Source organism: Streptomyces sp. NPDC030820, assembly GCF_055572075.1.
In genome coordinates, this window is the sequence record NZ_JBVIEB010000005.1 from 198,951 (window position 1) to 223,629 (window position 24,679).

The following is a 24,679-nucleotide window of genomic DNA, read 5'->3' on the forward strand; positions in this document are numbered from 1 at the left end:
AAGGTGACTCTTTGCGATGTTTCACGTGGAACCAGCCGGGCCACATTTCTCCCATGACCGTCCGACCCGTGGTCAAGCGCACCGCCCGCGCCGTTCTTCTCGACGGTGACGACCTGATTCTGATCAAGCGCACCAAGCCTGGTGTCGATCCCTACTGGGTCACTCCCGGTGGCGGGGTCGAGCCGGGGGACCCGACCGTCGTGGACGCCCTGCATCGGGAGGTGTCCGAGGAACTCGGCGCCAAGATCACCGATGTGGTGCCCTGCTTCGTGGACACCGTCGAGCACATCGGCGAGGACGGCGGCGCGACCGGTGTGAAGGTGCAGCACTTCTTCGTCTGCCGACTGGAGTCCATGGACCCGGCCCTGCGGCACGGCCCCGAAGTGGACGAGCCGGCCGGTGAGTACGAGATCGTCCGCGTTCCGTTCACCCGCGTCGGCATCGCCTCCGTCCATCTGGTCCCGCTGTCGCTGCGCCACTATCTGGACGGCAACATCGAGGGTGTGCGCGCCATGCACGCTCCCGACCTCGGTTAGCGCGCTCAGTTCCCGATGGCGAGCAGTTCCTCCACCGAGTCATGCCGTATGCGGCTCGACGGGACACCGATGTCCCGGAGCGTGTCGATGCCGCTGCGGATCATTCCGGGCGGGCCCGAGAGATAGGCGTCGTACTCGTTCCAGGGGCCGTACTCACGCAGGGCATCGGGGAGCTGGATGTGGGCCTGCTGGTCGATGACGGCACGGACCGACAGCCAGGGGTGGCTCTGCTGGAGCCGGAGCATGGTGTCGATGTCGTAGAGGTCGTAATCGGTGCGGGCGCCGTAGAACACCTCGACAGGCCGACGCTCTCCACGCTCGGCGACGTCCTCGACCAGAGCCTTGATGGGCGCTATGCCGGTGCCGCCGCCCAGACAGAGCAGTCCGCTGTCGGTCGTATGGTCGACGGTCATGGAGCCGGTCGGCGGCCCGAGGCGTATGACGTCTCCGGGCCGGGCGCGGTGCACCAGCGCATTGGACACCCAGCCGGCCGGTACGGCCTTCACATGGAACGTCAGCAGACCGTCCGAGCGGGGCGCCGACGCGAACGAGTAGTGCCGCCACACCCGTGGCCACCAGGGTGTCTCCACGCTCGTGTACTGGCCTGCGAGGAAGGGATAGGGCTGGTCGGGGCGGACGGTGAGGACCGCGACGTCGGGGGTTCTGAGGTCGTGGGAGACGATCTGGGCGTGCCACCAGGCCGGAGAGCGCAGTTCGTCCGCCGCCGCAGCGTCGATCATGACCTGGGAGATCGTCGTGTACGCCCGCACCCAGGCCGCCTCGACCTCCGGGCTCCAGACGGTGGCGGCGTACCTGCTCAATGCGCCGATCAGGCATTCCCCGACGGCGGGATAGTGCTCGGCGTGCGTCCCGTACTTGCGGTGGCCGCGGCCCAGGTTCTGCAGGTAGTCGACAAGGACCGCGGTGTTGTCCAGATGCTCGGCCGCGGTGAGCAACGCCTTCAGCAGGCGCTCCCGCTGGATGTCCATCGCGGCCGGGAACAGCGCCCGCAGCTCGGGGTGGCGGACGAACAGCAGCGCGTAGAAGTAAGAGGTGACCTTGTCGGCGATCGGCCCTATCTCGGCCATCGTGCGGCGTATGAGGATGGCGTCCGGGGACCCCTCCTCGACGGCCGGCGCCGGCCGCTGAGCCGGAACGTGCTCCGGGCTGTGCAGCGGGGGAGCCGACGACGCCGTGAGCGGCGTGAACCAGCCGCTCCCGCCCGACATGCCGTTCTCCCCCGACGTGGTGGTCGGAGCGTCCATGGTGTGCCTCGCCTCGAACGTCTTGCGGTCGGTCTGCACACCTCCTCCTGGAGAAGGTGCATGCTTTCCCCCGGCGGGCGGCCAGCCGTAGCACCCCGCAGCGTTGCATCCCGATCGGCTGCCGCGGTCGCATACCCGGAAACGCGGGTCTCGCGCTCTTTGTCCCGTTAGGCTGCTTGCCCTTTGCTCTCGGCCCGCACGGGATCTGTGTGGACTCCATCCCGGACGTGAACCGGAGTCGACCCTACCGGCCGTCGCCGCGCACACAAGTCCCCCGTTCCTTCCTCACGCATCGCGCAAGGTGCAAACCATTTGCGTCAGCTGCCGATGTTTCACGTGAAACGCTCCCCGCCGTCCTCAGGTTGTGCATTGGGCCACGACATGACCAAAAGCACGTGTGTCCGCAGGGAAACGGGTGGACGTCGGGGGTGCCGGTCGGACAGCCTGACCTGCGTGTCGACTCCTTCCCTCGCCGCTCTGCCCATCCGCCGTCTGACGCTTCGTGATCTCACCGCCTGCGCCGACTTGTCCGAGGACCGGGGGTGGCCACGCGAGGAACACAAGTGGGGATTCCTCCTCACCGCAGGAAAGGGCTTCGGCATCGACGACCCTGAGGGTGGTCTCGTCGCCGCATGCGTCGTCACGGAGTACGGCCCGTGGGGTCGCCCGGATCTCGCTGCCATCGGCATGGTCCTGGTGGCCGGACGCCATGCCCGTCAGGGCGTCGGGCGCCGCCTGATGCGCCATGTCGTGTCGACCATGGGGACCACTCCCCTCACCTTGCACGCCACACCCAACGGCCGCCCTCTGTACGAGGAACTGGGCTTCAAGGTGACGGGGCGAGCGGAGATGCTGAGTGGCCGCTTCACTCCCGGCGGGGCGGAATCGGGCGTGTTCACCCGTGCCGCAGCCGCAGAGGATCTGCCCGCGATCCTGCGTCTCGACGAGGAGGTGTTCGGCGCCGACCGCACTCCCCTCATCACCCGCCTGCCGGCCTTCGCCGACCAGTTGCGGGTGGCCGAGGAGGGCGGCCGGATCGTCGGCTACGCGGCCGCGTGGCCCAATATGGACACCCATGTCGTCGGTCCTCTGGTGGCCCGGGACACGGAGACGGCCAAAGCTCTGATCAGCTCGCTGGCGGCCCATACGGACCGCCCCCTGCGCACCGACGTCGATGTGCGCCATGAGGGCCTGCTGACCTGGGCGAAGGCGCGGGGGCTGGCCTCCGTGGCCTTCAACGCCGTCATGACGTACGGCATCACGGATCTTCCGGGGGACTGGACCCGCCGGTTCGCACCGCTGACGGTGGCCGCGGGCTGAGTCGTCGTAGGACGAACGCCGGTCCCGCCGCGTCGTGCGGCGAGACCGGCGTTGTCCCTGTGGGGGGCGTGGCTCAGGCGAGCGCCCGTACGGCCGCGGTGGCAAAGCCGTGGTCCTGCTCAGGCGCACCCCCGCCGACGCCGATCGCCCCGATCAGTCGGCCGTCCCGGTGGACGGGCACTCCGCCCGCAATGAACAGCAGGGGCCGGTCGAGGGCCGTGGGCAGCGTGTGGAAGAGGCCGCCCGGCTGCACGGCGTCGACCAGGTCGGCGGTGGGAGTGTTCAGCTGGAGTGCCGTGTAGGCCTTGCGGGTGCTGGTCTCGCCAGAGATCAGCACGGCCCGGTCGTCCCGGCGGAAGGCGAGCAGGTGGCCGCCCGCGTCCAGGACGGTGACGCTGACAGTGACCCCGGCCTCCTCGGCCGCGCGGCGGGCCGTGGCGACGAGCAGTTCGGCGTCCTCGATGGAGAGCGGGGCGACGGCGGTGGTGCTCATGGAAACTTTCTCCTCGGGTGTAGCTCGGAGGGGTTGCTTGCCGTACCGGGGATGAGAGCCCCGGTACGGAGGTCTTGGGGATGCGGGTGCTGCGCCCTGTGGTGCGCGGGACTCAGTGGTGGACCGGCGTCTGCCGGCCGGTGGGCGCCCCGGCGGCGACCAGGGTGCTGTGGGCGCCGTCGCGTCGCTCCAGCGCCGCCGACAGGACGGCGAGGACCAGAGCGGCCGCGGCGAGGGCGGCGCCGACCCAGTTGGGGGCGGTGTAACCGAAGCCAGCCGCGATCACGATGCCGCCGAGCCAGGCGGACAGCGCATTGCCCAGGTTGAAGGCGCCGATGTTCACGGCCGACGCGAGGGTCGGGGCACCGTCCGCCTGGTCGAGCACGCGCTTCTGCAGCGGCGGTACGGTCGCAAAACCCAGGGCGCCGATCAGGGCGATGGTGACGGCGGCCGCGATCTTGTTGTGCGCGGTGAGCGTGAAGAGCGCCAGGACGAGGGCCAGGGCGCCCAGCGAGACGTACAGCATCGGCATCAGGGCCCGGTCGGCGAACTTGCCGCCGATGAGGTTGCCGCCGACCATGCCGAGGCCGAACAGCACCAGCAGCCAGGTCACCGAGCCGTCGGCGAAGCCCGCGATGTGGGTCATCATCGGGGCGATGTAGGTGATGGCCGCGAAGACGCCGCCGAAGCCGAGGACGGTCATCGCCATGGCGAGCAGGACCTGAGCGTTCTTGAAGGCGGCCAGCTCGTGCCGCAGGTGCACGCCCTCGGGCCTCGGCATCTCGGGCACCAGCTTGGCGATGCCGGCGAGGCCGACGGCCCCGAGGGCGGCCACGATGCCGAACGTGACGCGCCAGCCGACGTGCTGGCCGATGAGCGTGCCCAGCGGGACGCCGATGACATTGGCGACGGTCAGTCCGGTGAACATCATGGCGATGGCGCCGGCCTTCTTGTGGGGCGCCACCAGCTCGGCTGCCACGACGGAGCCGATACCGAAGAAGGCACCGTGTGCGAGCGAGGCCACCACACGTCCGATCAGCATGATCGCGAAGGTGGGGGCGACCGCGGAGAGCAGGTTCCCGGCGATGAAGAGGCCCATCAGCATCAGCAGCATGCGCTTGCGCGAGACCTTCGTGCCGAGCACGGTCATCAGCGGGGCGCCGATGACCACGCCGAGCGCATAGCCCGTCACGAGCAGTCCCGCCGTGGGGATGGAGACCCCGAAGTCGCTCGCGACCTCGGGCAGCAAGCCCATGATCACGAATTCGGTCGTTCCGATTCCGAAGGCCCCGATCGCGAGGGCCAGGAGCGCGAGAGGCATGGAGGGGACACCTTCCAGACGATTGCATGTGCGCTTTGCGTGCGTCCACAATAGTTGCAGACGCGGGCTAAAGGCAACCGCCCACTATTGCGGACTTGCTCTACCCTTGATGCAGCCGCTCCGGGACGGAGGAGAACGCCAATGACAGCGACGGACCCCGCGCTCACTGCCCTCGCACAGGGCTGGTGCGCACTCTCTGCCCTGCATGGAAGGATCGAGGCGCACATCGAGCGCGCCCTCCAGGCGAAGCACGACCTGAGCGTGCGCGAGTACTCGCTGCTCGATGTACTGAGCCGCCAGCACGACGGCGAAGGGGGCCATCTGCAGATGAAGCAGGTCGCCGATGCGGTCGTCCTCAGCCAGAGCGCCACCACGCGCCTGGTGACCCGACTGGAGGACCGCGGCCTGCTGGAGCGCTACCTGTGCCCCACCGACCGGCGCGGTATCTACACCAACGTCACCGAGGCGGGCCTGCGACTACTGGAGGAGGCGCGCCCCACCAATGACGCCGCCCTGCGCGAAGCTCTGGACGAGGCCTCCAGGAACCCCGAACTGGCCCCGCTGGTACGGGTCGTGGAGTCGCTGAACGTCCCGGCATAGGGTGCACGCATGGGAGATCTTGAGATACGGCGTGCGACCGCCGACGACCTTCCCGCGATCGTAGCGATGCTCGCCGACGATCCGCTCGGTGCCCAGCGCGAGTCCCCCGACGACATGACCCCGTACCGGACCGCGCTGGGACGCCTGGAGGCCGACCCGAACCAGCACCTCGTCGTTGCCGTCCGCGAGGGCCGCGTGATCGGGACTCTCCAGCTCACGATCATTCCGGGGCTCTCCCACAAGGGAGCCACCCGCGCGCTCATCGAGGCCGTCCGCATCCACGCGGATGAACGGGGCAGCGGGCTGGGCAGCCTATTGATCGAGTGGGCCATCGACACCGCCCGCCAACTGGAGTGCCGGATGGTGCAGCTGACGTCCGACAAGACACGCACCGACGCCCACCGCTTCTACGAACGGCTCGGTTTCAACGCCACGCACGAGGGCTTCAAACTGCCGCTCTGACAGCGCCACCGGACCAGGAACATCACAGGGGTGTGTTTCACGTGAAACACACCCCTGTGCCATGGAGGTCTAACCGATCCCCCGCCACCCCTCCGGGTCCACACCGCCGGGGACCGGCGCCTCCGGGTCGTACGGCTGCCGCGTGAACACGAACGAGCCGAGATCGAGATGGCTCAGGGACCCGTCCGTACGTCGTACCGGCCGCAGCAGCTCTCCGGCGAAGTAGCCCTCCAGTCCCGTCCAGGTGCCGTCACCGTTGGAGCGGAAACGGGAACGCCGGGCGCTGCCGGTCAGCGGTCCGAGCGCGAGGAGGCCGTCGGCATTCACCCGAAGACCGAAGGCATTGGTCCCCCAGTACCACTGTCCCGCCAGCTCCAGGACCGCCGGTTCGACCTCGCGCAGCGGCCGCCAGGGCTCCGGGATCCGCGGCTCGGCCTCGGCGACGATCCGCACCAGGTCGGCGCCCACCGCCCCCAGCAGCGGTCCACTGGTGCAGTTGGCGAGCACCACGGCGGCCACGTCGTCCTCGACGCTGAGGGTGAGGTTCGCCAGGAAGCCCGGCAGCGAACCGGAGTGGCCGACCAGGAGCCGGCCGTCACGGCGCTGGATCTGCAGACCGAGCCCGTACGTGGCCCCGTCCAGCACGTCCGCCGCCTCGGCCGGCGCCGCGGGCGTGCGCATCTCCCGCACGGACTCCGCGCTCAGCACCCGGTCGTCACCCGCGGCCAGAAACGCGGCGAACCGCGCCAGGTCCCCCGTGGTCGACCACAGCTGGCCGGCCGGCGCCATCCTGCCCAGGTCCTCCAGCGGCTCCGGCAGCATCGCGTCCGCCCACGGATGCACGGCCCATCCCCCGGCATGCGGAGCCTGCGGCAGCCTGCTCGTACGGTGCAGGCCGAGCGGTTCGAGGATCTCGCTGCGCAGCACCTCGTCCCAGGGGGCGCCTCGCAACTCCTCCACCAGTGCGCCGAGCACCGTGTAGCCGGGGTTGGAGTAGTGGTGCCGTCGGCCGACGGGGTGCAGCAGGGGCTGCTCGCCGAGCACATCGCTCAGCTCCGGGCGCAGAGTGCCCGGGGTCCGCTCCCACCAGGGCGCGGGTGACTCGGCCGCCAACCCCGCGGTGTGCGCGAGCAGTTCGGCGATCGTCGCCTCTCCCGCGCCGGTGCCGGGCAGATGCTTCTCCAGCGGGTCACCGAGGTCGAGCAGTCCCTCGTCGCGCAGCCGCATCACCAGGACGGCGGTGAAGGTCTTGGTGATGGACCCGATCCTGTACTGCACGGTCTCGTCCGGCCCGTGCCCGTCCACCGAGGTCCGCGCCCCGTGCCACACGGCCCGTCCGCCCCGCACCACAGCCGCGACCAGCGAGGGCGCCCGCCCTTCAACCTGGGCGACAGCGATCCGGTGCAGCAGGGCTCGGCGCGTTCCGGGGAGCAGCTCTTCCTGAGATGACGTCATGCGCCCAGTCCACCTGCTGTGACGGCGGACGTCGAGTTCATTTCCCGGGCGGAAAAACCGCTTCGTCGGGCCGACTGCCCGGTCTCACTCGCCCTCGTCGTCCAGGTCGTAGGGCGGGATGGTCCATCGCATCACCGTCTCGCCCGCCTCGTCGGCTTCGAGCGTGACGGGATACACCTGGCCGCCGTCCCGTTCACCGCGGTGCCTGATCGAGTGATCGCCCTGGTCCCAGTCGATACCGAGCACGCGGCAGCCGCCTACCTCGATCGCGCCGACGTGGAGCGGCTGGTGCCAGCCGGCCCGCCGGAAGCGGTAGAAGTCGGTGTGCTTGTCGAGCGAGACGGCGACGCCCGTGCCCTGAAGGCCGCCTCGCCAGGCAGCCGGAGCCTTCGCGCTCCACACCGGCTTCGGATCAGGTCTGGGCCATGTCCACGAAGCGGGAGTAGTGGCCCTGGAAGGCGACCGTGATGGTGGCCGTGGGGCCGTTACGGTGCTTGGCCACGATCAGGTCGGCCTCGCCCGCGCGCGGGGACTCCTTCTCGTACGCGTCCTCGCGGTGCAGCAGGATGACCATGTCGGCGTCCTGCTCGATGGAGCCGGACTCACGCAGGTCGGAGACCATGGGCTTCTTGTCGGTCCGCTGCTCGGGGCCACGGTTGAGCTGGGAGAGCGCGATGACCGGGATCTCCAGCTCCTTGGCCAGCAGCTTGAGGTTACGGGACATGTCCGAGACCTCCTGCTGACGGCTCTCGGCGCGCTTGGAGCCGCCGGACTGCATCAGCTGGAGGTAGTCGATGACGACCAGCTTCAGATCGTTGCGCTGCTTCAGGCGCCGGCACTTGGCGCGGATCTCCATCATCGACAGGTTGGGGGAATCGTCGATGTAGAGCGGTGCGGCCGAGACGTCCGGCATACGGCGGGCGAGCCGGGTCCAGTCCTCGTCGGTCATCGTGCCGGACCGCATGTGGTGCAGCGCGACCCGGGCCTCGGCGGACAGCAGACGCATCGCGATCTCGTTGCGGCCCATCTCGAGGGAGAAGATGACGCTCGGCAGGTTGTGCTTGATCGAGGCAGCTCGCGCGAAGTCCAGCGCGAGCGTCGACTTACCCATGGCGGGCCGGGCGGCGATGACGATCATCTGGCCCGGGTGCAGACCGTTCGTCAGCGAGTCGAAGTCGGTGAACCCGGTCGGCACACCGGTCATCTCACCGCTGCGCGAGCCGATCGCCTCGATCTCGTCGAGGGCGCCCTCCATGATGTCGCCGAGCGGCAGATAGTCCTCGCTGGTGCGCTGCTCGGTGACGGCATAGATCTCGGCCTGGGCGCGGTTGACGATCTCGTCCACATCGCCGTCGGCCGCGTATCCCATCTGCGTGATGCGCGTGCCCGCTTCGACCAGGCGGCGCAGCACCGCCCGCTCATGGACGATCTCCGCGTAGTACTCGGCGTTGGCGGCCGTGGGCACGGTCTGGACGAGGCTGTGCAGATACGCGGCCCCGCCGACCTTGTTGATCTCGCCGCGCTTGGTGAGTTCGGCGGCGATGGTGATCGGGTCGGCCGGCTCGCCCTTGGCATAGACATCCAGGATCGCCTGGTAGATCGTCTCGTGCGCGGGCTTGTAGAAGTCGTGGCCCTTGAGGATCTCGACGACGTCGGCGATGGCGTCCTTGGACAGCAGCATGCCGCCCAGCACCGACTGCTCGGCGTCCAGGTCCTGCGGCGGCACCCGCTCGAAGGCGGTACCCCCGCCGTCCCAGGAGGCGCTCTCCTGGCCCCGGTCGTGCTGTTCGTCACGACCCCGGCCGCCGTCACCGCGTCGACGGGAGGCCGGCAGACGATCACTGGGTCCGGCGTCGGCCCACGGATCGTCCAAGGGCTCGGAAATGCTCACCGAGCCACCTCCTCCCGTCCGCACGGCGGACCTCGCCGTGTCCTCTTTTGTACGGCACGACACTGACAAATGAGAGGCCCGGCTCCGGTTCGACGCGTCGGATTTGTGACGGTTCCCGGACCGGGGAAAGGGAGCTTTCCGGGCCAGAGGAAGGAGCGGGCGCCGGACAACGGTAGGCCCGTCGGCACCGTCAGCCAATCTGGTTATCCACAGGCCATGTGGACGACGGCCCGGATGCTGTGGAGAACTCGCCGAAACCTGTGCACGACCCGGTGGACAGCCCTGTGAACAAGCCCTCCCTCCCGCGCACAAGATCGCCTTGACCTGCACCTTTACCGTCCACCGGCTGTGCAGAAGAAAAACTTCCCCAGTCGGGCCAAGTTCTCTTCGAACGGTGCGCGAAAGGACACACCCCGAGAGGAGAGGTAAGGGGCACTTCTACTTTGCATCACTTACCTGTGGACGATTAGATTAGTGCTCATGGCACAGGCTCCCGCGATACCCCAGGCCACCCGACGACGGCACGACAGGGAGATCGTCGCGCTGGCCGTCCCGGCCTTCGGCGCACTCGTCGCCGAGCCTCTCTTCGTCATGGCGGACAGTGCCATCGTCGGCCATCTCGGGACCGCACAGCTCGCCGGTCTCGGTGTTGCCTCGGCCCTGCTCACCACCGTGGTGAGCGTCTTCGTCTTTCTCGCCTACGCCACCACGGCCGCCGTGGCCCGGCGCGTCGGCGCCGGCGATCCGCAGGCCGCGATCCGCCAGGGCATGGACGGCGTCTGGCTGGCGCTGCTGCTCGGCATCGCCGTCATCGCCGTCGTTCTTCCGCTGGCCTCCGGCATCGTGGACCTGTTCGGCGCCTCCTCAACCGCGGCCCCTTATGCCACGACGTATCTGCGGATCTCCTCGCTGGGCATCCCGGCGATGCTGATCGTCCTCGCCGCGACGGGAGTGCTTCGCGGACTGCAGGACACCAGGACCCCCCTCTATGTCGCCGTCGCGGGCTTCGTCGCCAACGGCGCCCTCAACGCGGGACTCGTCTACGGCGCCGGGTTTGGCATCGCCGGTTCGGCGTGGGGCACGGTCATCGCCCAGTGCGGCATGGCGGCCGTCTATGTGACCGTGGTCGTCCGCGGGGCCCGTCGGCACGGTGCTTCCCTGCGCCCAGACGCTGCCGGAATCCGGGCCTCGGCTCACGCAGGTGTTCCGCTCCTGGTCCGCACCCTGTCGCTGAGGGCGATCCTGATGATCGCGACGGCAGTCGCGGCACATCTGGGCGACGCCGACATCGCCGCCCACCAGATCATCCTGTCCCTGTGGAGCCTGCTGGCCTTCGCTCTCGACGCGATAGCGATCGCGGGGCAGGCCATCATCGGCCGCTGTCTCGGTGCCAACGACGCCCAAGGAGCGCATGAGGCCTGCCGTCGCATGGTCCAGTGGGGCATCGCGACCGGAGTGGTCCTCGGTCTGCTCGTGGTGGCCACCCGCCCGCTGTTTCTGCCGCTGTTCACCAGTGACTCCGTGGTCAAGGACGCGGCGCTGCCCGCGCTGCTGATGGTGGCGCTCTCGCAACCCATCTGCGGCATCGTCTTCGTGCTGGACGGAGTCCTGATGGGGGCCGGCGACGGGCCCTACCTGGCCGGGGCCATGGTCGTCACCCTCGCGGTATTCGCTCCGGTCGCCCTGCTCGTGCCCACCCTCGGCGGCGGTCTCACCGCGCTCTGGGCCGCGATGACCCTGATGATGACCATCCGGATGCTGACCCTGTGGCTGCGCACACGCTCGGGTCGCTGGATCGTCACCGGCGCCACCCGCTGAACGGACCGGCAAGGGCCACCGCGGAGCGGACCGGCAGGCGCCACCCGCGGAACAGATCGGCAGGGTCACCCCGTCCCTGTTTCACGTGAAACATGCCGCACCTGTGTGCAGCGACTTCCGACACCGACGCGAAGAGGGGCCGCCCCGCAAGGGACGGCCCCTCTCTCAGCTGCTCAAGCCGAGCGCAGCGTTACGCCGCGACGACCTCGATGTTGACCTTGGCGGCAACCTCGGGGTGCAGACGCACGGACGTCTCGTGGGCGCCCAGGGTCTTGATCGGCGCGGCCAGCTCGATGCGGCGCTTGTCGACCTCGGGGCCACCGGAGGCCTTGATCGCCGAGGCGATGTCGGCCGGGGTGACGGAACCGAAGAGACGACCGGCGTCGCCGGAGCGGACGGCCAGACGGACCTTGACGCCCTCGAGCTGGGCCTTCACAGCGTTGGCCTGCTCGATGGTCTGGATCTCGTGGATCTTGCGAGCGCGACGGATCTGCTCGACGTCCTTCTCGCCACCCTTGGTCCAGCGGATAGCGAACTTCCGCGGGATCAGGTAGTTGCGAGCGTAACCGTCCTTGACGTCGACGACGTCGCCCGCGGCACCGAGGCCGGAGACCTCGTGGGTGAGGATGATCTTCATGAGTCGGTCACCCTTCCCTTAGCGCGCGGTGGACGTGTAGGGCAGCAGCGCCATCTCACGGCTGTTCTTGACGGCCGTGGCGACGTCACGCTGGTGCTGCGTGCAGTTGCCGGTCACGCGGCGGGCACGGATCTTGCCGCGGTCGGAAATGAACTTCCGCAGCATGTTCGTGTCCTTGTAGTCCACGTACGTGACCTTGTCCTTGCAGAAAGCGCAGACCTTCTTCTTCGGCTTGCGCACAGGCGGCTTCGCCATGGTGTTTCTCCTGTGTGATCAAGAAGTTTGGGGTACGGCCGCCCCTGGTCCGAGGACCTAGAAGGGGGGCTCGTCCGAGTAGCCGCCACCGCCGCCGGAGCCTCCGCCCCAGCCGCCGCCACCCTGCTGGCCGCCGGCGGGTGCGCCGGTCGCCCACGGGTCGTCGGCCGGAGCGCCGCCGCCCTGCTGGCCGCCACCGGGGCCTCCGCCCCAGCCGCCGCCACCCTGGCCGCCACCGCCGCCGTAACCGCCCTGGCCACCGCGAGCGCCGCCGGCGGTCTTGGTGACCTTGGCCGTGGCGTTGCGCAGGCTGGGGCCGACTTCCTCGACGTCCAGCTCGTAGACCGTGCGCTTGACGCCCTCACGGTCCTCGTAGGACCGCTGCTTCAGCCGGCCCTGCACGAGGACGCGCATGCCTCGCTGGAGCGACTCGGCGACGTTCTCCGCCGCCTGACGCCAGACCGAGCAGGTCAGGAAGAGGCTCTCGCCGTCCTTCCACTCGTTCGTCTGGCGGTCGAAGGTGCGGGGAGTGGACGCGACGCGGAACTTCGCGACCGCCGCACCGGACGGGGTGAAGCGCAGCTCGGGGTCGTCGACAAGATTGCCGATGACCGTGATGACGGTCTCGCCTGCCATGGGGAACCTCTCGGCGGGTTTGCTCTGGCTGCTTGCTTGCTACTCGAATCCCGAGATCAGCTGAGCGCGAAGGCTCAGTGCATCTCGGGGCGGAGGACCTTGGTCCGGAGGACCGACTCGTTCAGGTTCATCTGGCGGTCGAGCTCCTTGACGACCGCAGGCTCGGCCTGCAGGTCGATGACCGAGTAGATGCCCTCGGGCTTCTTCTTGATCTCGTAGGCGAGACGACGACGGCCCCAGGTGTCGATCTTCTCGACCTTGCCGCCACCGTCACGGACGACGGACAGGAAGTTCTCGATCAGCGGGGAGACAGCACGCTCCTCGAGATCGGGGTCGAGGATGACCATCACCTCGTAGTGACGCATGTGGAACCCACCTCCTTTGGACTCAGCGGCCACGGTCGTTCCGTGGCAGGAGGGTCGTGATGCGTACGCAACGGTATCGGCCGCCACTGACAATCGGGGGCCTCTGAGGGATCCCGCAGTGTTACCTGGGCAGGCGTGGGCAGACACCGGTGCAGACGGTACAGACTACCCGCACACCCGCTTCCGGTTGAAATCCGGCCGTGAGGACCGTCACCCTGTACACGTCGGGTGTGTACGGCGCTACTGTGCGCCGCCTTCCGCAGGAGGTGCCCATGGCACAGGCTTTGCATCCCAACGTCGCCGGTTCCCTCTTCGCCACGGACGGCAAGCGCCGTCCGCTCCAGGACGCACTGACGGGGATCACGCTCGTCCTCGGCGTGCTGGCCTTCATCACGTCCTTCTTCCACGGCCTGCACCTGCTGTCCTCGTGGACGGGCCTGGTGGGGCTGGGCGTGGGCATCTACGGACAGTGGATCTCCGTGACCACGCGAGAGCGCTTCGGGCTGGTCGTGGGTATGGGCGCCGCGGGGGTCGGTTTCCTCATCAGCATGGCGAACGGCGGATTGTTCGGCGGCCTCTTCTAAGCCGTAGGCCCAGTCGGGGCGCTCGCACGGCGCAGTAGGCTTCCGCGAGAGCCGGAGCCCCTGTACCCATGGGGACACACCAGCCCGAGGAGCGCCCCGACATGAGCCTGACCCTGAGGACCATCAGCCGCGAGCAACATCTGGCCTACATCCAGAGCCTGCCGGCGGCGAGCCACATGCAGGTCCCGGCCTGGGCCGATGTGAAGGCGGAGTGGCGCTCGGAGAACCTCGGCTGGTTCGACGACCGCACCGGCGAGCTGGTCGGTGTGGGCCTGGTCCTCTACCGCCAGCTGCCCAAGATCAAGCGCTACCTCGCGTATCTCCCCGAGGGCCCGGTCATCAACTGGTTCGCGCCGAATCTGGACGACTGGATCCAGCCGATGCTGGCGCACCTGAAGCAGCAGGGCGCCTTCTCCGTGAAGATGGGCCCGCCGGTGATCATCCGGCGCTGGAATGCGGAGACCATCAAGAAGGGCATCCAGGACCAGGACGTCAAGCGTCTGCGGGACCTGGAGGCCGACTTCATCGAGCCGCGCGCCTTCGAGGTGGCGGACAAGCTGCGCCGTATGGGCTGGCAGCAGGGCGAGGACGGCGGCGCCGGCTTCGGTGACGTGCAGCCGCGCTATGTCTTCCAGGTGCCGCTGGCGAACCGTTCCCTGGAAGAGGTCCACAAGAACCTCAACCAGCTGTGGCGGCGCAACATCAAGAAGGCCGAGAAGGCCGGCGTCGAGGTCGTCCAGGGCGGCTACCAGGACCTGGCCGAGTGGCAGCGGCTCTACGAGATCACCGCGGTGCGCGACCACTTCCGGCCCCGCCCGCTGTCGTACTTCCAGCGCATGTGGACGGCCCTCAACACCGAGGACCCGAACCGGATGCGGCTGTACTTCGCGCGGCACAACGGCGTGAACCTGTCCGCGGCGACGATGCTGATCGTCGGCGGACACGTCTGGTACTCCTACGGCGCCTCCGACAACATCGGCCGCGAGGTCCGGCCCTCGAACGCGATGCAGTGGCGGATGCTGCGCGACGCCTACGCGCTCGGCGCCACCGTCTACGACCTGCGCGGCATCTCCGACTCACTGGACGAGACGGACCACCTCTTCGGTCTGATCCAGTTCAAGGTCGGCACCGGCGGTCAGGCCGCCGAGTACCTCGGTGAGTGGGACTTCCCCCTGAACAAGCTGCTCCACAAGGCGCTCGACATCTACATGTCGCGCCGCTGAGCCACGGGCGTTTGATTCCATAGGGTTCGCAGCTTTCACACCTCAGATACACCGCAGCCACGAGAAAGGTTCCGGGTCCGGCCATGGCGCTCACGCTCTACGTCGACACCGCGCGCTGGCGGGCGCACCACAAGCACGTGCAGGAGCAGTTCCCGGGCCTCGTCCCGGTCTGCAAGGGCAACGGCTACGGCTTCGGGCACGAACGGCTGGCGGAGGAGGCCACGCGGCTCGGCGCGGACCTGCTCGCCGTCGGCACGACCTACGAGGCCGCGCGCATCAAGGACTTCTTCGGCGGTGACCTGCTGGTGCTGACGCCGTACCGGCGCGGCGAGGAACCCGTGCCGCTGCCCGACCGGGTGGTGCGCTCGGTGTCGTCGGTCGACGGCGTGTACGGCCTCGTCGGCGCGCGCGTCGTCATCGAGGTGATGTCCTCGATGAAGCGGCACGGCATCAGCGAGCAGGATCTGCCGCAGCTGCACCAGGCCATAGAGAACGTCCGGCTGGAGGGCTTCGCCATCCATCTGCCGCTGGACCGCACCGACGGGTCGGACGCCGTCGAGGAGGTCATCGGCTGGATGGACCGGCTGCGCGCAGCCCGGCTGCCGCTGCACACGATGTTCGTCAGCCACGTCAAGGCCGACGAACTCGTCCGGCTCCAGCAGCAGTTCCCGCAGACCCGGTTCCGCGCCCGCATCGGTACGCGGCTGTGGCTGGGGGACCACGAGGCCACCGAGTACCGCGGTGCCGTTCTGGACGTCACGCCCGTGTCCAAGGGCGACCGGTTCGGCTACCGGCAGCAGAAGGCGGCCTCCGACGGCTTCCTGGTGGTCGTGGCGGGCGGTACGTCGCACGGGGTGGGTCTGGAGGCCCCGAAGGCCCTGCACGGCGTCATGCCGCGCGCCAAGGGCGTCGCACGGGCCGGCCTCGCCACGGTCAACCGGAACCTTTCTCCGTTCGTCTGGGGCGGCAAGCAGCGCTGGTTCGCCGAGCCGCCGCACATGCAGGTGTCGATCCTGTTCGTCCCCTCGGACGCCCCGGAGCCGAAGGTCGGCGACGAGCTGGTGGCCCATCTGCGGCACACCACCACGCAGTTCGACCGGCTCGTGGACCACTGATCCCGGCCCAGGACAGCGACAAGGCCGTACACGCACCCTGCGTGTACGGCCTTCTTCACGGCCTTCCGGCAGTGCGTTCGCTCAGAGCGAACGGTCCTCGAGGGACGGCGCCTCGGGCCTGCCCCAGTCCACCTGAGGCCCCTCGAAGTGGGCGGCATGCCGCGGCGGGTGGGCCGCCGCGCCGAGCACGAAGACGTCCCGCGCGCCGTCGAGCACCCCGCCCGAGGGGTCGTCGTCGCCCGACCGGCGCACCACGTCCCGCTCCGGCATGAGGATGTCGCGTACGACGACGGCGCACAGGTAGAGCGTGCCCACCAGGTGCAGCACGATCGACCAGTGATAGCCCTGCGTCGGCAGCCCCTTGTGGGCGTCGCCGCTGGTCGTGTAGGCGAGGTACATCCAGATGCCGAGGAAGTACGCCACCTCGCAGGCCTGCCAGATCAGCAAGTCCCGCCACTTGGGCCGGGCGAGGACCGCCAGCGGGACCAGCCACAGGACGTACTGCGGGGAGTAGACCTTGTTGGTGAGGATGAAGGCCGCCACCATCAGGAAGGCCAGCTGGGCGAAGCGCGGCCGGCGGGGCGCGGTGAACGTCAGCGCGGCGATGCCGAGGAAGCTGAGCACCACCAGAACCATGGCGGCGGCGTTCACAAAGCCGGTGCTGGGTGGGTTGCTGGAGTTCTGCGCCCAGATCAGCCAGAACGAACCGAAGTCGATGCCCCGTTCCTGGCTGAAGGTGTAGAACTTCGACCAGCCCGGGAAGGCGAAGAGCATCACCGGCGCGTTCACCACGAGCCAGGCGATGGCCGCGCCGCCCACGGCCTGGCCGTACTCCCGCCACTTGCCGGCCCGCCAGCACAGCACGAGCAGCGGGCCCAGCAGGAACACGGGGTAGAGCTTCGCGGCCGTGGCGAGGCCCAGGAGGACACCGAAGGCGACGGGACGGCTCCGGGACCACATCAGCATCGCGGCGGCCGTGAGCGCCACCGCCAGCAGGTCCCAGTTGATGGTCGCGGTGAGCACGAAGGCGGGCGCCAGGGCGACCAGCAGGCCGTCCCAGGGGCGCCGCCGGTGGGTGCGGGCCACGCAGACGGCGATGACGGCCGCGCACACCATCAGCATCCCGGCGTTGACGAACCAGTACCACTGCTCCTGCTGCTGGATGCTGCCGCTGTGCGGGGTCAGCCAGGACGCCACCTCCATGAACACACCGGTCAGCACCGGGTATTCGAGGTAGCCCATGCCGCCGGAGATGTCGTCCGGGAGTCTGTCGAAGTACGGCACGAGATGGTCGGCGAACCCGCGGCCCTGGTAGAGGTGCGGGATGTCCGAGTAGCAGGCCTTCGTGTACTGGCTGCTCGCGCCGAAGAACCAGGCGGTGTGGTAGCAGGGCGCCTTCTGGACCAGGCCGAGGGCGAACATGCCGATCGCCACGAGCGCGACGACCCGGACGGGGGTCCACCAGGAGGTCCCGAGGAGGGCACGCTGCCCCAGGGGACCGCCGATCAGCTCACTGCCGGCCCGGGCGATCTCGTCCTCACCGGTCGGCCGCACCGGTTCTGCCGCGGCCGGCCGCACGGGTTCGGGCTCGTGCCTGCTCGCGGGCGTCATCTCTGCACTGGGCATGGGGCACATCCTGCCGTACCCGTCTGAGAGCGGCACGAAGCGCAGCGAACTCTGCTCCGCCCCGCCACACCCCGATTCCATAAGGCAAGAGGCCGGTGTTCGCCGCGCACAAGGCGCCGAACACCGGCCTGCAGGGTGTACGGCCGTCAGCCTCCCTGTCCGCCGAAGAGTCCACCGTTGCCGTTGCCGCGGGTGGTTCCGGTCCCGGTCGTGTCCGTGACGGTCGGCGTCGGCGTCGTGCCTCCGTCGGTGCCGCCGGTCGTGCCACCCGTGTCGGTGCCTCCGGTGGTGTCGCACTTCCAGTTCCATGTGTTGCACGTCTGGCTCGCCGACGGCGAGGGCGACGTGGACGGCTCGCTGGACGACGGACTCGGCGACGGGCTCTGGGTCTGGCTCTGGGTGGCCGACGGGGACGGCGTCGGGCTCGGGTCGGCGTTGATCACCTCACCGATGGGCTGCGGCGGCGGGAAGTTCATCGCCGGCTGTCCCTTCAGCGCCTCGGCCATGTAGTCGTGCCAGATCTCGGCCGGGAACGAGGCACCGTGGATCTTTTCCTGGCCACCCGTCCCGTACATCTCCAGGAAGGTCCGCGCTTTGTTGTTCGCGTTGTCGTCCAGGCGGAACATGCTGATCGCGGTGGACAGCTGCGGGGTGTAGCCCACGAACCAGGCGGACTTGTTGCCGTCCGTGGTACCGGTCTTACCGGCCACCTCGCGGCCCGGGAGCTGGGCGTTGGTACCCGTGCCCTTGTCGACCACGGTCTTCAGGACGTCGGTGACGTTGTCCGCCACCAGCGGGGTGAAGGCTTCCTTGGGCGCTGCCTCGTGCTTGAAGACCTGCCCGTCCTTGTTCTCGACCCTTTCGACCGAGTAGGGGTCGTTCTGCTTGCCGCTGGCGGCGAAGGTGGCGTAGGCACCGGCCATGCGGATCGCGCTCGGGTCGGAGGTACCGATCGAGAACGACGGGTAGTTTGCGCTGGCGAGGCTGCCCTTGAGGAGGCCCGCGTCCAGCGCCGTCTGCTCGACCTTGTCCAGGCCGACGTCCATGCCCAGCTGGACGTACGCGGAGTTGACCGAGAGCCGCATGGCCTCACGAAGGTCGATCTTGTAGCTGGGCGGATTGACGGACTCGTTGCCGTCGTTGGTCTGGAGCCACTCCTTGCCGTTCTTGTCCGTCCAGACCCTGCCGTTGTACTCCTTGATCTTGAGCTTGTTCTTTCCGCTGTAGATGCTCTTGGGGGAGACCTGGGTGCGCTCGTCCTGAGCCTGGTCCGGGGGCCCGTCCGGGTTCCGCACGCCCCACTTCATGGCCGCCGCCAGCACGAACGGCTTGAAGGTCGAACCCACCTGGGCGCCGGTCGCGTCGGCGTTGTCGGTGAAGTGCTTGGTCGCGTCCTCACCGCCGTAGATGGCCTTGATGGCACCCGACGACGGGTCCACCGAGGCACCGCCGAACTGGACGTGGGTGTCGGTCTTCGGTCGCAGCTTGGGCTTGATGTTCGCCTTCTGGACGTTCGTGACCGCGGCCTCCAGCGCCTTGACCTTCTTCTTGTCGAAGGTCGTGTAGATCCGGTAGCCGCCCTGTTGCAGCTTGTCCGCGGTGATCCCGGTCTTGTCGCTGTTGTTGACCAGGTAGGACTTGGCGAGGTCGACCAGATAGCCGATCTGGCCGCTCAGCCGGCTGTTCGACCGCGGGTTCTGCACCTTCGGGAGAGTGGTGTAGTGGGCCCGGTCCGCGGCGCTCAGATGGCCGTACTTGACCATCTTGTCGAGGGTGTCCTGCATCTGCGCCAGGGCACGCTTCTTGTTCGCATCCGGGGTGGCAGTCGGGTCGAGCGAGGTCGCGCCCGCCGGGTCGTAGTACGTGGCTCCCTTCAGCATCGCCGCCAGGAAGGCGCACTCGCCCGGGTTCAGGTCCTTGGCGTCCTTGTTGAAGTAGGCGCGTGAGGCCGCCTCGAGACCGTAGGCGCCCCGGCCGAAGTACGCCGAGTTCAGGTAGCCGGCCATGATCTGGTCCTTCGGGACCGTGGCGCCCACCTTGATCGCGACGAAGATCTCCTTGAACTTGCGGGAGATGGTCTGGGACTGGTCGTCCAGCATGGCGTTCTTGACGTACTGCTGGGTGATCGTCGAGCCACCCTGTGTCTGACCGCCGCGGGCCATGTTGAAGAGGGCGCGCGCGATGCCGTTCGGGTCCACGCCGCTGTCGGTCTCGAAGGTCTTGTTCTCCTGCGAGATGACGGCGTAGCGCATCTCCTTGGGGATGTCCGCGTAGTTGATGATCTGGCGGTTGACCTCCCCGCCGGTGGCGACCATCACCGAACCGTCGGACCAGTAGAAGACGTTGTTCTGCGCCGTCGCCGTCTTCGCTATGTCGGGCACGCTCACCATCGCGTACCCGATGCCCGCCACCGCAACCAGGCTTCCGATGAAGCCGATGAACAGGCCCGACACGAGCTTCCAGGACGGGACCCAGCGCCGCCAGCCGTACTTGTCGGCCCTGGGGTAGTCGATGATCCGCTTCCTGCCGGGTGCCGTGGTCGAGCGGCCCCTGCCGCGCCCGGGACCGGTCGGGCCTCCGGGGCCGCCGCGCCGGCCGCCCGGGACCGCGTTGTCGGCGCCTCTGCGGCGGCTGCCTCTCTGCGCTGCCCGGCGGGCCTCGGCACGGCCGCCGTAGGGACGCTCCTCACCTCCCTGACCACTGGAACGCGACCCATAGGAACTGGGCCCATAGGAGTCGGCTGGAGACTCGGTGGCGCCTCGCGGTGCCGCACGGCGACCGGAGGACGAGCCGGGCTGGCCGCGTCGGGCCGCGGCACGTCCGCCTCCCTGCGGCTGCGGCGGTTTGCGACGGTGCTCGCTCATCGAACGACTACTCCTCGGGCAGGCGCACCCGTGCGCGCCTGAAACGGCGGCTGGTTTCCGGTCCCCCCGAAGTACGGATGTGGTCGGTTCTGCATTCACCCGTACTGCACCGGGGACGAGGACGTTCCCCCGGTGTCACTTGGTTCCCGGTGCTGTGCATGCCGCACAGACTACGCACCGCCAAAACCCACCGAGCCCTGAAGTTCACCCCAAAACAGGAAACATGCATCGTATGAATCGGTGATGTGATCCCGTTCACCACCGTCCCTCTTGTCGCCTGCGGAAGGCCGTTCTATCGTCTTGATGTATCGAGTCGATACATCAGCGCGAGATAAAGACGCTGACAGGCACTGCGAGACCCGCGTGAGCGATCAGCGGACCGAGAGGAGGCGACGATGAGCCGACGTTCCGGCATCCTCGAGTTCGCCGTGCTCGGCCTGCTGCGCGAGTCCCCGATGCACGGCTATGAGCTGCGCAAACGACTCAACACGTCCCTGGGTGTGTTCCGCGCGTTCAGTTACGGAACCCTCTATCCCTGCCTCAAGACGCTGGTCGCCAACGGCTGGTTGATCGAGGAACCGGGCAGCACCCACGAGGACACCGCTCCGCTCGCCGGACGCCGAGCGAAGATCGTGTACCGATTGACGGCAGATGGTAAGGAGCACTTCGAGCAGCTGCTCTCGCAGACCGGCCCCGACGCGTACGAGGACGAACACTTCGCCGCACGTTTCGCCTTCTTCGGGCAGACGTCACGCGATGTGCGCATGCGCGTACTGGAGGGCCGGCGCAGCCGCCTGGAGGAGCGCCTGGAGAAGATGCGCGCCTCCCTGGCGCGCACGCGGGAGCGCCTCGACGACTACACACTCGAGCTCCAGCGCCACGGGATGGAGTCCGTGGAGCGCGAAGTGCGCTGGCTGAACGAGCTCATCGAGAGCGAGCGGGCCGGGCGGGACCTGAAGGGTTCCGCGTCCGGGGAGTCCGCTCAGCAGGACACCACCACTGGATCGACGGGCGGCCTGCCCCGTCCCGGGGACACCCCCCGGACGGATACGCCCGGAGACACCGCCACGTGAGTCCCACACAGGGCCTCACTCGTACACACAGGGAGCAACCGGAATGGGTTCGGTTCGCGTAGCCGTCGTCGGCGTGGGCAACTGCGCGGCGTCGCTGGTGCAGGGAGTCGAGTACTACAAGGACGCCGACCCGGCGTCCAAGGTCCCCGGCCTGATGCACGTGCAGTTCGGTGAGTACCACGTGCGCGACATCGAGTTCGTCGCCGCGTTCGACGTCGACGCCAAGAAGGTCGGCCTCGACCTCGCGGACGCGATCGGCGCCTCCGAGAACAACACCATCAAGATCTGCGACGTGCCCAGCACCGGTGTCACCGTGCAGCGCGGCCACACCCTCGACGGTCTCGGCAAGTACTACCGCCAGACCATCGAGGAGTCGGACGCCGAGCCGGTCGACGTCGTCCAGGTCCTGAAGGACAAGCAGGTCGACGTCCTGGTCTGCTACCTGCCCGTGGGCTCCGAGGACGCGGCGAAGTTCTACGCGCAGTGCGCCATCGACGCCAAGGTCGCCTTCGTCAACGCCCTCCCGGTCTTCATCGCCGGCACCAAGGAGTGGGCGGACAAGTTCACCGAGGCCGGTGTGCCGATCGTCGGTGACGACATCAAGTCCCAGGTCGGCGCCACCATCACGCACCGCGTCATGGCGAAGCTGTTCGAGGACCGCGGTGTCATCCTGGACCGCACGATGCAGCTGAACGTCGGCGGCAACATGGACTTCAAGAACATGCTCGAGCGCGAGCGCCTGGAGTCCAAGAAGATCTCCAAGACGCAGGCCGTGACCTCCCAGATCCCCGACCGGGACCTCGGCGAGAAGAACGTCCACATCGGGCCGTCCGACTACGTGGCCTGGCTGGACGACCGCAAGTGGGCCTACGTCCGCCTCGAGGGCCGCGCCTTCGGTGACGTCCCGCTGAACCTGGAGTACAAGCTCGAGGTCTGGGACTCCCCGAACTCCGCGGGTGTCATCATCGACGCCCTGCGCGCCGCGAAGATCGCCAAGGACCGCGGCATCGGCGGCCCGATCCTGTCGGCGTCCTCCTACTTCATGAAGTCCCCGCCGGTCCAGTACTTCGACGACGAGGCCCGCGAGAACGTCGAGAAGTTCATCCGCGGCGAGGTCGAGCGCTAAGGCCCCTCCAAGCCGATCGCTCGCACGAGAACGCTCCTGCCAGGGCTGTGAAGGTCCCCGGGTTCCCTGACCCGGGGACCTTCCGCATGTGTGAGGCTGTGCACCATGCCCGTCGTCCGTGACCTGCGCGTCCTGTTGCGCCTGCGGTACTTCCGACGCCTGCTCTCCATCCGTCTCCTGTCCCAGGGCGCCGACGGCGTCTACCAGGTCGCGCTCGCCGCGTACGTCGTCTTCTCCCCGGAGAAACAGACCTCGGCCACCGCCATCGCCTCGGCGATGGCGGTCCTGCTGCTCCCCTATTCGCTGGTCGGCCCGTTCGCGGGCGTCCTGCTGGACCGCTGGCGCCGCCGGCAGGTATTCCTCTACGGCAATCTGCTGCGGGCCCTGCTGGCCGCGGCCACCGCCGTGCTGATGGTCGGCCATGTCCCGGACTGGCTCTTCTACGTCTCGGCGCTGTGCGTCACGGCCGTCAACCGCTTCGTCCTCGCCGGGCTGTCGGCGTCACTGCCCCGCGTGGTGGACACCGAGCGTCTTCTGCTCGCCAACTCCCTGTCCCCGACGGCCGGAACGCTGGCCGCGACCGCGGGTGGCGGTCTCGCCTTCGCCGTACGGCTCGTGGCGGCGGACTCCGATGCGGCGGTGGTGCTCCTCGGCGCCTTTCTCTACCTGTGCGCCGGCCTCGCATCGCTGACCATGCCTCCCGCGCTCCTGGGTCCCGACCGGCAGCCCACGCGGACCCACATGGCCACCGCCCTCGCCGAAACGGCACGCGAACTCGTGGCTGCCGTCCGTCATCTGGCCGCGCCGAGGCGCAGGGAAGCCGCCTGGGCGCTGGCCGCAATGACGCTGATGCGCTTCTGCTACGGCGCGCTCCTCGTCCTTCTGCTGATGCTGTGCCGGTACGCCCTCTCCGCGAGTCCCGAGGACGGACTCCGGCTGCTCGGCCTCGCGCTGGCACTGTCGGGAGCGGGATTCTTCGCGGCGGCCGCGGTGACGCCGTGGGCGGCGGGACGGCTGAGGCCCGCACGCTGGATCATGGTGTGTTCCGGCGCCGCCGCCGTACTGGAGCCCGCCCTCGGCCTCCCGTTCACCACCGGGCCCCTCTTGGTCGCGGCCTTCGTCCTGGGGCTGATCACCCAGGGAGCGAAGATCGCCACGGACACGATCGTCCAGGCCTCCGTCGATGACGCCTTCCGAGGCCGGATCTTCTCGGTGTACGACGTGCTGTTCAACGTCGCCTTCGTCGGAGCGGCCGGAGTGGCAGCCCTGATGCTGCCGCCGGACGGACGCTCGACCACGCTGGTCATCACAATCGCCGTCATCTACGGGACAGTTGCTGGGGCTATGGCCCGCTTTGAAGGGCAGTGAGTACTACCTACCTACATCAAAGGATGGGTTTCACGTGAAACCCACCCTTCAACTCATACCCTTAGCGCAGCTAATCGAGTACCGCCCCACGCCTGAGAGGCAAAAGGGACTGAGACGTTGGCTCAATGATACTGATACTCAATCCAGGGCAAACCACTCAGATAGTCCTTCCCATGGCAGTACGCATGCGAGGCCTGCAGCTTGGGCGCAGCCCAGTACCCGTACATCGTGTAGCTGCCCGTCTGCGTATCACACGTGACAACGACCCTGAATCGCTCAGTGCCCCCGTTACAACCTGCACTGCCATACATCGGATAGCTGTCCCGGTGCGCTTCTACCAGGCATTGGGTGGCCTTAGCCTCCGCCTTGGCCTCCGCCGCCGCCGGGAAGGCCAGCACTGACGCCACAGCCCCCATTGCGGCCAGGCCCGAAGCAACAGCCCGCTTCATAGTTCCCCCTAAAGGGCAGGATTGGAATTGGTCATGTTCCTGCCAAGATCATATCCCCAACCTGGACAGCTCCAGCGAATCTCGCCGCCGAGATCTAGATCACCCTCGAGTGCGCCACCTGAGAACTCACGCATGCCTGTTTCGCGTGAGACGGCCGCCCTGGGCGCATCCATCCCTAGTAATGGCGGTGTTTCACG

23 protein-coding genes are annotated in these 24,679 nt (G+C 68.3%); 11 read left to right on the top strand and 12 right to left on the bottom strand.

Annotated features, from left to right (window positions below):
• Positions 1–53 precede the first annotated feature (53 nt).
• Entirely contained in the window at positions 54–536 is a 483-nt protein-coding gene (locus tag ACZ418_RS15910) for an NUDIX domain-containing protein (RefSeq protein WP_076089889.1), read from the top strand.
• Positions 537–541: 5 nt separating this feature from the next.
• Here the strand turns inward: ACZ418_RS15910 and ACZ418_RS15915 are convergent, their stop codons facing one another.
• Positions 542–1,801, bottom strand: coding sequence for a globin domain-containing protein (locus ACZ418_RS15915; protein ID WP_468363205.1), 1,260 nt, complete (start codon positions 1,799–1,801; stop codon positions 542–544).
• Between the two features lie 453 nt (positions 1,802–2,254).
• Between ACZ418_RS15915 and ACZ418_RS15920 the strand changes: the two genes are divergently transcribed.
• Positions 2,255–3,121: a GNAT family N-acetyltransferase gene (locus ACZ418_RS15920; RefSeq protein WP_468362651.1), complete on the top strand. Its 867-nt coding sequence runs from the start codon at positions 2,255–2,257 to the stop codon at positions 3,119–3,121.
• A 73-nt stretch (positions 3,122–3,194) separates the two neighbouring features.
• On the opposite strand, the gene ACZ418_RS15925 is transcribed toward ACZ418_RS15920, so the two are convergent.
• Both ACZ418_RS15925 and ACZ418_RS15930 read right to left on the bottom strand, forming a co-directional pair.
• Entirely contained in the window at positions 3,195–3,614 is a 420-nt protein-coding gene (locus ACZ418_RS15925; protein ID WP_468362653.1) for a GlcG/HbpS family heme-binding protein, read from the bottom strand.
• Positions 3,615–3,726: 112 nt separating this feature from the next.
• A complete protein-coding gene (locus ACZ418_RS15930) occupies positions 3,727–4,935 on the bottom strand; it encodes an MFS transporter (protein WP_468362655.1) in 1,209 nt (402 codons plus the stop codon).
• A 141-nt stretch (positions 4,936–5,076) separates the two neighbouring features.
• Here ACZ418_RS15930 and ACZ418_RS15935 point away from each other — a divergent pair, with 141 nt between their 5' ends.
• On the top strand, positions 5,077–5,535 hold the full coding sequence (locus ACZ418_RS15935; RefSeq protein ID WP_153540248.1) for a MarR family winged helix-turn-helix transcriptional regulator: 459 nt from the start codon (positions 5,077–5,079) through the stop codon (positions 5,533–5,535).
• Between the two features lie 9 nt (positions 5,536–5,544).
• Positions 5,545–5,997 carry a GNAT family N-acetyltransferase gene (locus ACZ418_RS15940; protein ID WP_468362657.1) on the top strand — a complete coding sequence of 151 codons (453 nt, stop codon included), beginning with the start codon at positions 5,545–5,547 and terminating at the stop codon, positions 5,995–5,997.
• Between the two features lie 69 nt (positions 5,998–6,066).
• Here the strand turns inward: ACZ418_RS15940 and ACZ418_RS15945 are convergent, their stop codons facing one another.
• The 3 genes from ACZ418_RS15945 to dnaB form a co-directional block, all read right to left on the bottom strand.
• A complete protein-coding gene (locus ACZ418_RS15945; protein ID WP_468362659.1) occupies positions 6,067–7,452 on the bottom strand; it encodes a serine hydrolase domain-containing protein in 1,386 nt (461 codons plus the stop codon).
• A gap of 84 nt (positions 7,453–7,536) precedes the next feature.
• Positions 7,537–7,854: a hypothetical protein gene (locus tag ACZ418_RS15950; protein ID WP_468362661.1), complete on the bottom strand. Its 318-nt coding sequence runs from the start codon at positions 7,852–7,854 to the stop codon at positions 7,537–7,539.
• Between the two features lie 10 nt (positions 7,855–7,864).
• The gene (dnaB, locus tag ACZ418_RS15955; protein ID WP_468362663.1) at positions 7,865–9,343 is read right to left on the bottom strand and encodes a replicative DNA helicase; all 1,479 of its coding nucleotides are present in this window, start codon (positions 9,341–9,343) and stop codon (positions 7,865–7,867) included.
• A 480-nt stretch (positions 9,344–9,823) separates the two neighbouring features.
• Between dnaB and ACZ418_RS15960 the strand changes: the two genes are divergently transcribed.
• A complete protein-coding gene (locus tag ACZ418_RS15960) occupies positions 9,824–11,161 on the top strand; it encodes an MATE family efflux transporter (RefSeq protein WP_468362665.1) in 1,338 nt (445 codons plus the stop codon).
• 190 nt (positions 11,162–11,351) lie between these two features.
• Here the strand turns inward: ACZ418_RS15960 and rplI are convergent, their stop codons facing one another.
• The 4 genes from rplI to rpsF form a co-directional block, all read right to left on the bottom strand.
• A complete protein-coding gene (gene rplI, locus ACZ418_RS15965) occupies positions 11,352–11,798 on the bottom strand; it encodes a 50S ribosomal protein L9 (protein WP_150945263.1) in 447 nt (148 codons plus the stop codon).
• An 18-nt stretch (positions 11,799–11,816) separates the two neighbouring features.
• Positions 11,817–12,053, bottom strand: a complete 237-nt coding sequence (gene rpsR, locus ACZ418_RS15970) for a 30S ribosomal protein S18 (RefSeq protein ID WP_003949403.1) — start codon at positions 12,051–12,053, stop codon at positions 11,817–11,819.
• A 57-nt stretch (positions 12,054–12,110) separates the two neighbouring features.
• A complete protein-coding gene (locus ACZ418_RS15975) occupies positions 12,111–12,689 on the bottom strand; it encodes a single-stranded DNA-binding protein (RefSeq protein ID WP_468362668.1) in 579 nt (192 codons plus the stop codon).
• A 74-nt stretch (positions 12,690–12,763) separates the two neighbouring features.
• Complete coding sequence (rpsF, locus tag ACZ418_RS15980) at positions 12,764–13,054, bottom strand: 30S ribosomal protein S6 (protein WP_351601015.1); 291 nt, start codon at positions 13,052–13,054, stop codon at positions 12,764–12,766.
• A 272-nt stretch (positions 13,055–13,326) separates the two neighbouring features.
• Here rpsF and ACZ418_RS15985 point away from each other — a divergent pair, with 272 nt between their 5' ends.
• The 3 genes from ACZ418_RS15985 (at position 13,327) to ACZ418_RS15995 (ending at position 15,976) form a co-directional block, all read left to right on the top strand.
• The gene (locus tag ACZ418_RS15985; RefSeq protein WP_468362670.1) at positions 13,327–13,638 is read left to right on the top strand and encodes a hypothetical protein; all 312 of its coding nucleotides are present in this window, start codon (positions 13,327–13,329) and stop codon (positions 13,636–13,638) included.
• A gap of 101 nt (positions 13,639–13,739) precedes the next feature.
• Positions 13,740–14,861 carry a peptidoglycan bridge formation glycyltransferase FemX gene (gene femX / locus ACZ418_RS15990; RefSeq protein WP_351601021.1) on the top strand — a complete coding sequence of 374 codons (1,122 nt, stop codon included), beginning with the start codon at positions 13,740–13,742 and terminating at the stop codon, positions 14,859–14,861.
• Between the two features lie 83 nt (positions 14,862–14,944).
• Positions 14,945–15,976 carry an alanine racemase gene (locus ACZ418_RS15995; protein ID WP_468362672.1) on the top strand — a complete coding sequence of 344 codons (1,032 nt, stop codon included), beginning with the start codon at positions 14,945–14,947 and terminating at the stop codon, positions 15,974–15,976.
• 81 nt (positions 15,977–16,057) lie between these two features.
• Here the strand turns inward: ACZ418_RS15995 and ACZ418_RS16000 are convergent, their stop codons facing one another.
• Together ACZ418_RS16000 and ACZ418_RS16005 are read right to left on the bottom strand one after the other, a co-directional pair.
• Entirely contained in the window at positions 16,058–17,602 is a 1,545-nt protein-coding gene (locus ACZ418_RS16000) for a glycosyltransferase family 87 protein (protein ID WP_468362674.1), read from the bottom strand.
• 146 nt (positions 17,603–17,748) lie between these two features.
• Positions 17,749–20,466 (bottom strand): transglycosylase domain-containing protein, encoded by a 2,718-nt coding sequence (locus ACZ418_RS16005; RefSeq protein ID WP_468362676.1) that lies wholly within the window; start codon positions 20,464–20,466, stop codon positions 17,749–17,751.
• Positions 20,467–20,861: 395 nt separating this feature from the next.
• On the opposite strand from ACZ418_RS16005, the gene ACZ418_RS16010 reads away from it, so the two are divergent.
• From ACZ418_RS16010 to ACZ418_RS16020, 3 genes are all read left to right on the top strand, one after another.
• Entirely contained in the window at positions 20,862–21,539 is a 678-nt protein-coding gene (locus ACZ418_RS16010; protein ID WP_468362678.1) for a PadR family transcriptional regulator, read from the top strand.
• A gap of 43 nt (positions 21,540–21,582) precedes the next feature.
• Positions 21,583–22,665 carry an inositol-3-phosphate synthase gene (locus ACZ418_RS16015; RefSeq protein WP_468362680.1) on the top strand — a complete coding sequence of 361 codons (1,083 nt, stop codon included), beginning with the start codon at positions 21,583–21,585 and terminating at the stop codon, positions 22,663–22,665.
• 105 nt (positions 22,666–22,770) lie between these two features.
• The gene (locus ACZ418_RS16020) at positions 22,771–24,033 is read left to right on the top strand and encodes an MFS transporter (protein ID WP_468362682.1); all 1,263 of its coding nucleotides are present in this window, start codon (positions 22,771–22,773) and stop codon (positions 24,031–24,033) included.
• The last annotated feature ends 646 nt before the right edge of the window (positions 24,034–24,679 follow it).